The sequence below is a fragment of the Pectobacterium sp. A5351 genome (assembly GCF_028335745.1).
Classification (GTDB): Bacteria; Pseudomonadota; Gammaproteobacteria; order Enterobacterales; family Enterobacteriaceae; genus Pectobacterium.
This window is the reverse complement of sequence record NZ_CP116476.1, coordinates 1-8,688: the sequence shown is the minus strand read 5'-3', so window position 1 is coordinate 8,688 and position 8,688 is coordinate 1. Positions and strand designations below refer to the sequence as shown.

At 61.0% G+C, this 8,688-nt stretch carries 9 protein-coding genes and 1 pseudogene; 2 read left to right on the top strand and 8 right to left on the bottom strand.

The features are described 5' to 3' along the window. Positions 1-29 precede the first annotated feature (29 nt). From urfF to O1Q74_RS20320, 3 genes are read right to left on the bottom strand one after another with little or no spacing between them, the layout of a single operon-like run. Positions 30-236: a plasmid repression protein F gene (gene urfF, locus O1Q74_RS00060; protein WP_007857788.1), complete on the bottom strand. Its 207-nt coding sequence runs from the start codon at positions 234-236 to the stop codon at positions 30-32. A 1-nt stretch (position 237) separates the two neighbouring features. Then, positions 238-450: a hypothetical protein gene (locus O1Q74_RS00055; RefSeq protein ID WP_000455501.1), complete on the bottom strand. Its 213-nt coding sequence runs from the start codon at positions 448-450 to the stop codon at positions 238-240. 60 nt (positions 451-510) lie between these two features. After that, positions 511-2,640: a MobA/MobL family protein gene (locus tag O1Q74_RS20320; protein ID WP_001395566.1), complete on the bottom strand. Its 2,130-nt coding sequence runs from the start codon at positions 2,638-2,640 to the stop codon at positions 511-513. A 198-nt stretch (positions 2,641-2,838) separates the two neighbouring features. Here O1Q74_RS20320 and O1Q74_RS00035 point away from each other — a divergent pair, with 198 nt between their 5' ends. Beyond that, positions 2,839-3,123 carry a mobilization protein C gene (locus O1Q74_RS00035; RefSeq protein WP_000238497.1) on the top strand — a complete coding sequence of 95 codons (285 nt, stop codon included), beginning with the start codon at positions 2,839-2,841 and terminating at the stop codon, positions 3,121-3,123. A 553-nt stretch (positions 3,124-3,676) separates the two neighbouring features. Continuing rightward, a pseudogene (locus O1Q74_RS00030) lies at positions 3,677-4,081 on the top strand (IS91 family transposase); the annotation flags it as partial. A gap of 106 nt (positions 4,082-4,187) precedes the next feature. On the opposite strand, the gene O1Q74_RS00025 reads toward O1Q74_RS00030, so the two are convergent. From O1Q74_RS00025 to O1Q74_RS00005, 5 genes are all read right to left on the bottom strand, one after another. Then, positions 4,188-5,024 (bottom strand): aminoglycoside O-phosphotransferase APH(6)-Id, encoded by an 837-nt coding sequence (locus O1Q74_RS00025; RefSeq protein ID WP_000480968.1) that lies wholly within the window; start codon positions 5,022-5,024, stop codon positions 4,188-4,190. Next, positions 5,024-5,827 carry an aminoglycoside O-phosphotransferase APH(3'')-Ib gene (gene aph(3'')-Ib / locus O1Q74_RS00020; RefSeq protein WP_001082319.1) on the bottom strand — a complete coding sequence of 268 codons (804 nt, stop codon included), beginning with the start codon at positions 5,825-5,827 and terminating at the stop codon, positions 5,024-5,026. The genes O1Q74_RS00025 and aph(3'')-Ib overlap by 1 nt, the downstream gene beginning before the upstream one ends. Before the next feature lie 60 nt (positions 5,828-5,887). Continuing rightward, the gene (sul2, locus tag O1Q74_RS00015; protein WP_001043260.1) at positions 5,888-6,703 is read right to left on the bottom strand and encodes a sulfonamide-resistant dihydropteroate synthase Sul2; all 816 of its coding nucleotides are present in this window, start codon (positions 6,701-6,703) and stop codon (positions 5,888-5,890) included. 307 nt (positions 6,704-7,010) lie between these two features. After that, positions 7,011-7,862, bottom strand: coding sequence for a replication protein C, IncQ-type (gene repC / locus O1Q74_RS00010; RefSeq protein WP_000240536.1), 852 nt, complete (start codon positions 7,860-7,862; stop codon positions 7,011-7,013). Further along, complete coding sequence (locus O1Q74_RS00005; protein ID WP_000190708.1) at positions 7,849-8,688, bottom strand: helicase RepA family protein; 840 nt, start codon at positions 8,686-8,688, stop codon at positions 7,849-7,851. Before O1Q74_RS00005 ends, repC begins: the two co-directional genes overlap by 14 nt.

Sequence of the window (8,688 nt, the reverse complement as noted above, 5' to 3'; positions counted from 1 at the left end):
TGATTGCCTCCTTTGCAGGCAGTTGGTGGTTAGGCGCTGGCGGGGTCACTACCCCCGCCCTGCGCCGCTCTGAGTTCTTCCAGGCACTCGCGCAGCGCCTCGTATTCGTCGTCGGTCAGCCAGAACTTGCGCTGACGCATCCCTTTGGCCTTCATGCGCTCGGCATATCGCGCTTGGCGTACAGCGTCAGGGCTGGCCAGCAGGTCGCCGGTCTGCTTGTCCTTTTGGTCTTTCATATCAGTCACCGAGAAACTTGCCGGGGCCGAAAGGCTTGTCTTCGCGGAACAAGGACAAGGTGCAGCCGTCAAGGTTAAGGCTGGCCATATCAGCGACTGAAAAGCGGCCAGCCTCGGCCTTGTTTGACGTATAACCAAAGCCACCGGGCAACCAATAGCCCTTGTCACTTTTGATCAGGTAGACCGACCCTGAAGCGCTTTTTTCGTATTCCATAAAACCCCCTTCTGTGCGTGAGTACTCATAGTATAACAGGCGTGAGTACCAACGCAAGCACTACATGCTGAAATCTGGCCCGCCCCTGTCCATGCCTCGCTGGCGGGGTGCCGGTGCCCGTGCCAGCTCGGCCCGCGCAAGCTGGACGCTGGGCAGACCCATGACCTTGCTGACGGTGCGCTCGATGTAATCCGCTTCGTGGCCGGGCTTGCGCTCTGCCAGCGCTGGGCTGGCCTCGGCCATGGCCTTGCCGATTTCCTCGGCACTGCGGCCCCGGCTGGCCAGCTTCTGCGCGGCGATAAAGTCGCACTTGCTGAGGTCATCACCGAAGCGCTTGACCAGCCCGGCCATCTCGCTGCGGTACTCGTCCAGCGCCGTGCGCCGGTGGCGGCTAAGCTGCCGCTCGGGCAGTTCGAGGCTGGCCAGCCTGCGGGCCTTCTCCTGCTGCCGCTGGGCCTGCTCGATCTGCTGGCCAGCCTGCTGCACCAGCGCCGGGCCAGCGGTGGCGGTCTTGCCCTTGGATTCACGCAGCAGCACCCACGGCTGATAACCGGCGCGGGTGGTGTGCTTGTCCTTGCGGTTGGTGAAGCCCGCCAAGCGGCCATAGTGGCGGCTGTCGGCGCTGGCCGGGTCGGCGTCGTACTCGCTGGCCAGCGTCCGGGCAATCTGCCCCCGAAGTTCACCGCCTGCGGCGTCGGCCACCTTGACCCATGCCTGATAGTTCTTCGGGCTGGTTTCCACTACCAGGGCAGGCTCCCGGCCCTCGGCTTTCATGTCATCCAGGTCAAACTCGCTGAGGTCGTCCACCAGCACCAGACCATGCCGCTCCTGCTCGGCGGGCCTGATATACACGTCATTGCCCTGGGCATTCATCCGCTTGAGCCATGGCGTGTTCTGGAGCACTTCGGCGGCTGACCATTCCCGGTTCATCATCTGGCCGGTGGTGGCGTCCCTGACGCCGATATCGAAGCGCTCACAGCCCATGGCCTTGAGCTGTCGGCCTATGGCCTGCAAAGTCCTGTCGTTCTTCATCGGGCCACCAAGCGCAGCCAGATCGAGCCGTCCTCGGTTGTCAGTGGCGTCAGGTCGAGCAAGAGCAACGATGCGATCAGCAGCACCACCGTAGGCATCATGGAAGCCAGCATCACGGTTAGCCATAGCTTCCAGTGCCACCCCCGCGACGCGCTCCGGGCGCTCTGCGCGGCGCTGCTCACCTCGGCGGCTACCTCCCGCAACTCTTTGGCCAGCTCCACCCATGCCGCCCCTGTCTGGCGCTGGGCTTTCAGCCACTCCGCCGCCTGCGCCTCGCTGGCCTGCTGGGTCTGGCTCATGACCTGCCGGGCTTCGTCGGCCAGTGTCGCCATGCTCTGGGCCAGCGGTTCGATCTGCTCCGCTAACTCGTTGATGCCTCTGGATTTCTTCACTCTGTCGATTGCGTTCATGGTCTATTGCCTCCCGGTATTCCTGTAAGTCGATGATCTGGGCGTTGGCGGTGTCGATGTTCAGGGCCACGTCTGCCCGGTCGGTGCGGATGCCCCGGCCTTCCATCTCCACCACGTTCGGCCCCAGGTGAACACCGGGCAGGCGCTCGATGCCCTGCGCCTCAAGTGTTCTGTGGTCAATGCGGGCGTCGTGGCCAGCCCGCTCTAATGCCCGGTTGGCATGGTCGGCCCATGCCTCGCGGGTCTGCTCAAGCCATGCCTTGGGCTTGAGCGCTTCGGTCTTCTGTGCCCCGCCCTTCTCCGGGGTCTTGCCGTTGTACCGCTTGAACCACTGAGCGGCGGGCCGCTCGATGCCGTCATTGATCCGCTCGGAGATCATCAGGTGGCAGTGCGGGTTCTCGCCGCCACCGGCATGGATGGCCAGCGTATACGGCAGGCGCTCGGCACCGGTCAGGTGCTGGGCGAACTCGGACGCCAGCGCCTTCTGCTGGTCGAGGGTCAGCTCGACCGGCAGGGCAAATTCGACCTCCTTGAACAGCCGCCCATTGGCGCGTTCATACAGGTCGGCAGCATCCCAGTAGTCGGCGGGCCGCTCGACGAACTCCGGCATGTGCCCGGATTCGGCGTGCAAGACTTCATCCATGTCGCGGGCATACTTGCCTTCGCGCTGGATGTAGTCGGCCTTGGCCCTGGCCGATTGGCCGCCCGACCTGCTGCCGGTTTTCGCCGTAAGGTGATAAATCGCCATGCTGCCTCGCTGTTGCTTTTGCTTTTCGGCTCCATGCAATGGCCCTCGGAGAGCGCACCGCCCGAAGGGTGGCCGTTAGGCCAGTTTCTCGAAGAGAAACCGGTAAGTGCGCCCTCCCCTACAAAGTAGGGTCGGGATTGCCGCCGCTGTGCCTCCATGATAGCCTACGAGACAGCACATTAACAATGGGGTGTCAAGATGGTTAAGGGGAGCAACAAGGCGGCGGATCGGCTGGCCAAGCTCGAAGAACAACGAGCGCGAATCAATGCCGAAATTCAGCGGGTGCGGGCAAGGGAACAGCAGCAAGAGCGCAAGAACGAAACAAGGCGCAAGGTGCTGGTGGGGGCCATGATTTTGGCCAAGGTGAACAGCAGCGAGTGGCCGGAGGATCGGCTCATGGCGGCAATGGATGCGTACCTTGAACGCGACCACGACCGCGCCTTGTTCGGTCTGCCGCCACGCCAGAAGGATGAGCCGGGCTGAATGATCGACCGAGACAGGCCCTGCGGGGCTGCACACGCGCCCCCACCCTTCGGGTAGGGGGAAAGGCCGCTAAAGCGGCTAAAAGCGCTCCAGCGTATTTCTGCGGGGTTTGGTGTGGGGTTTAGCGGGCTTTGCCCGCCTTTCCCCCTGCCGCGCAGCGGTGGGGCGGTGTGTAGCCTAGCGCAGCGAATAGACCAGCTATCCGGCCTCTGGCCGGGCATATTGGGCAAGGGCAGCAGCGCCCCACAAGGGCGCTGATAACCGCGCCTAGTGGATTATTCTTAGATAATCATGGATGGATTTTTCCAACACCCCGCCAGCCCCCGCCCCTGCTGGGTTTGCAGGTTTGGGGGCGTGACAGTTATTGCAGGGGTTCGTGACAGTTATTGCAGGGGGGCGTGACAGTTATTGCAGGGGTTCGTGACAGTTAGTACGGGAGTGACGGGCACTGGCTGGCAATGTCTAGCAACGGCAGGCATTTCGGCTGAGGGTAAAAGAACTTTCCGCTAAGCGATAGACTGTATGTAAACACAGTATTGCAAGGACGCGGAACATGCCTCATGTGGCGGCCAGGACGGCCAGCCGGGATCGGGATACTGGTCGTTACCAGAGCCACCGACCCGAGCAAACCCTTCTCTATCAGATCGTTGACGAGTATTACCCGGCATTCGCTGCGCTTATGGCAGAGCAGGGAAAGGAATTGCCGGGCTATGTGCAACGGGAATTTGAAGAATTTCTCCAATGCGGGCGGCTGGAGCATGGCTTTCTACGGGTTCGCTGCGAGTCTTGCCACGCCGAGCACCTGGTCGCTTTCAGCTGTAAGCGTCGCGGTTTCTGCCCGAGCTGTGGGGCGCGGCGGATGGCCGAAAGTGCCGCCTTGCTGGTTGATGAAGTACTGCCTGAACAACCCATGCGTCAGTGGGTGTTGAGCTTCCCGTTTCAGCTGCGTTTCCTGTTTGGGGTCGTTTGCGGGAAGGGGCGGAATCCTACGCTAAGGCTTTGGCCAGCGATATTCTCCGGTGAGATTGATGTGTTCCCAGGGGATAGGAGAAGTCGCTTGATATCTAGTATGACGTCTGTCGCACCTGCTTGATCGCGGCCGCGATAGCTAGATCGCGTTGCTCCTCTTCTCCATCCGCGTTCCAAGCTGCGGAAAGGCACCCATAAGCGTACGCCTGGTCGAGCAGGCGACGCGGATCGACGTCCAGCGCACGAGAGAATGCGTCCGCCATCTGTGCAATGCGTCTAGGATCGAGACAAAGGTCGTCTCTGTCAGCCGGATCGTAGAACATATTGGCGGCGCCAAAGCCCACTTCACCGACCAGACCGACGGGATCTATCACCAGCCAGCCGCGACTGGAGAACATGATGTTTTCATGATGCAGATCGCCATGTAGCCCACGCAGTTCCGAGGCATTGCTCATCATTTGATCGGCTATAATCGCCGCGTGGACGTAGTCAGTTTGACAACCTGCGTTTTGATCATCGCGCGCCCGCTGAAACAAAGCTGCAAAGCGATCCCGGATCGGGAGAAGGGCAGAAGGCAGGGGTTCCTCAGATGCGGCATACAGCTTCGCCATTAGTTCCGCTGCAATTTCGGTCGCCTGGTAGTCGCCGTGCTCGGCAACGATGTGAGAGAGCATTCGCTCCCCGGCATATTCGAGCAACATCAGATTGTTCTCACGACCGAGCAACCGGACTGCTCCCCTCCCATTGCGCCATACCAGATAGTCGGCCCCGCGCAGTTCATCAGCAATGTCTTCTATAGGTTTCAATCCCTTGACGATTGCAGGAGTCCCGTCTGGCAATGAAACTTTCCAAACGAGGCTGGAAAAGGTGTCCGCAATGAGAACAGGTTGCGAAACGTGCCAATGAGCAGGAAAAACAGGCGGCATGAACATCAACCCCAAGTCAGAGGGTCCAATCGCAGATAGAAGGCAAGGCGTTCGCGGTCGGGGGCTTCGATCCCCAATACATTGAATAGGACAGCGAAGGCGCGCTCTGCTTCATCTGGCGCTGCCCAGTTCTCTTCGGCGTTAGCAATCATGAGTGCCAAATCGGCATAGCGATCTGCTGTTCCGAGCCGCCCAAGGTCGATCAGACCCGTGCATTGAAGAGTTTTAGGGTCCACCATGAAGTTCGGCATGCAGGGATCACCATGGCAAACAACCATATCGGTGCGCTCTTGGTCGAGCCGCACCGGTAGCTCTCGTTCGACACGAGCCAAAAGATCGAGCTGCGGCGTACTCTTGTCCTCGTCCGGTAAGAAGTCGGGATTGACGGCATTGCGGGACACCACATCAACGGCGCGTCCGAACATTCGCGACAGCCTGCGCTCAAACGGACATTGATCAACCGATAGGCTGTGAACAGCGCCAAGTTGCTGCCCCATTGACGGCCACGCTTTGAGCAAATCCGCTCCAGACAGATCAGCCGCCGGTACTCCCGGAATTGCCGTTATCACCAAGCATGCACCCTCCTGTTCCTCCTGCCAGTTGATGACCTCGGGGCAAGCCACACCTCGACCTTTGAGCCAAATGAGGCGGTCACGCTCTCCAGCGAGCTCACCGCGGCGGGAAGCAGGTGCGATTTTCGCGAAGGCATGCCCGTCACCACGTCGAAAAACAAAATCACCAGATTCTCCGCCTCTGACAGGCAACCAGTCAGAATGCGATTCACCAAAAAAAATATTAGTTCGATTCAATGGAGGTTCCTTCAGTTTTCTGATGAAGCGCGAATATAGAGAAATATCCCGAATGTGCAGTTAACGAATTCTTGCGGTTTCTTTCAGCGCCGCCAATACCGCCAGCCCGTCGCGCAAGGGGCGCGGCTCGTGTGTGCGGATGAAGTCAGCTCCACCTGCGGCGGCGGCAAGCTCTGCAGCGAGTGTCGCGGCCCCGACATCCCCCGGACCACGGCCTGTGAGCGCGCGCAGAAAGGATTTGCGCGAAACAGACAGAAGCACCGGCAAATCGAAGCGCAGCCGCAATTCATCGAACCGCGCCAGCACCGAGAGCGAGGTTTCGGGAGCAGCCCCCAGAAAAAACCCCATGCCGGGATCAAGGACAAGGCGGTTGCGTTTGATACCGGCACCCGTCAGCGCCGCGATGCGCGCGTCAAAGAACGCCGCAATGTGATCCATGATGTCGCCAGCGGGTGCCTCGCGCCGATCTGCCTGCCCGTCTTGCACCGAATGCATAACGACGAGTTTGGCAGATGATTTCGCCAATTGCGGATAGAACGCAGCGTCTGGAAAACCGCGAATATCATTGAGATAGGCCACACCACGCGACAAGGCATAGGCTTGCGTCGCGGGTTGATAACTGTCGAGCGAGACGGGAATGCCATCTGCCTTGAGCGCGTCCAGCACCGGCGCGATACGCGCGATTTCTGTGTCGGACGAAACAGGCGCGGCGTCGGGATTGCTGGATGCCGGACCGAGGTCGATCACATCTGCCCCCTCGGCCATCAGCTTACGCGCCTGCGCAATGGCTGCGTCTGGCGCCAGATACCGGCCTCCATCGGAGAAACTGTCCGAGGTTATGTTGACGATGCCGAAAATGATGAGCGATTTATTCATGGGGGCTTCTATAATAATAATAATCGAGCATGAGTATCATACGGATGCTCGGGTCGAAAGGGAATCCCCAGGCGAGTAACCTGTTTGCGGTGATCCATTAGCTGCAGGAGCAGAAGAGCATACATCTGGAAGCAAAGCCAGGAAAGCGGCCTATGGAGCTGTGCGGCAGCGCTCAGTAGGCAATTTTTCAAAATATTGTTAAGCCTTTTCTGAGCATGGTATTTTTCATGGTATTACCAATTAGCAGGAAAATAAGCCATTGAATATAAAAGATAAAAATGTCTTGTTTACAATAGAGTGGGGGGGGTCAGCCTGCCGCCTTGGGCCGGGTGATGTCGTACTTGCCCGCCGCGAACTCGGTTACCGTCCAGCCCAGCGCGACCAGCTCCGGCAACGCCTCGCGCACCCGCTGGCGGCGCTTGCGCATGGTCGAACCACTGGCCTCTGACGGCCAGACATAGCCGCACAAGGTATCTATGGAAGCCTTGCCGGTTTTGCCGGGGTCGATCCAGCCACACAGCCGCTGGTGCAGCAGGCGGGCGGTTTCGCTGTCCAGCGCCCGCACCTCGTCCATGCTGATGCGCACATGCTGGCCGCCACCCATGACGGCCTGCGCGATCAAGGGGTTCAGGGCCACGTACAGGCGCCCGTCCGCCTCGTCGCTGGCGTACTCCGACAGCAGCCGAAACCCCTGCCGCTTGCGGCCATTCTGGGCGATGATGGATACCTTCCAAAGGCGCTCGATGCAGTCCTGTATGTGCTTGAGCGCCCCACCACTATCGACCTCTGCCCCGATTTCCTTTGCCAGCGCCCGATAGCTACCTTTGACCACCATGGCATCAGCGGTGACGGCCTCCCACTTGGGTTCCAGGAACAGCCGGAGCTGCCGTCCGCCTTCGGTCTTGGGTTCCGGGCCAAGCACTAGGCCATTAGGCCCAGCCATGGCCACCAGCCCTTGCAGGATGCGCAGATCATCAGCGCCCAGCGGCTCCGGGCCGCTGAACTCGATCCGCTTGCCGTCGCCGTAGTCATACGTCACGTCCAGCTTGCTGCGCTTGCGCTCGCCCCGCTTGAGGGCACGGAACAGGCCGGGGGCCAGACAGTGCGCCGGGTCGTGCCGGACGTGGCTGAGGCTGTGCTTGTTCTTAGGCTTCACCACGGGGCACCCCCTTGCTCTTGCGCTGCCTCTCCAGCACGGCGGGCTTGAGCACCCCGCCGTCATGCCGCCTGAACCACCGATCAGCGAACGGTGCGCCATAGTTGGCCTTGCTCACACCGAAGCGGACGAAGAACCGGCGCTGGTCGTCGTCCACACCCCATTCCTCGGCCTCGGCGCTGGTCATGCTCGACAGGTAGGACTGCCAGCGGATGTTATCGACCAGTACCGAGCTGCCCCGGCTGGCCTGCTGCTGGTCGCCTGCGCCCATCATGGCCGCGCCCTTGCTGGCATGGTGCAGGAACACGATAGAGCACCCGGTATCGGCGGCGATGGCCTCCATGCGACCGATGACCTGGGCCATGGGGCCGCTGGCGTTTTCTTCCTCGATGTGGAACCGGCGCAGCGTGTCCAGCACCATCAGGCGGCGGCCCTCGGCGGCGCGCTTGAGGCCGTCGAACCACTCCGGGGCCATGATGTTGGGCAGGCTGCCGATCAGCGGCTGGATCAGCAGGCCGTCAGCCACGGCTTGCCGTTCCTCGGCGCTGAGGTGCGCCCCAAGGGCGTGCAGGCGGTGATGAATGGCGGTGGGCGGGTCTTCGGCGGGCAGGTAGATCACCGGGCCGGTGGGCAGTTCGCCCACCTCCAGCAGATCCGGCCCGCCTGCAATCTGTGCGGCCAGTTGCAGGGCCAGCATGGATTTACCGGCACCACCGGGCGACACCAGCGCCCCGACCGTACCGGCCACCATGTTGGGCAAAACGTAGTCCAGCGGTGGCGGCGCTGCTGCGAACGCCTCCAGAATATTGATAGGCTTATGGGTAGCCAT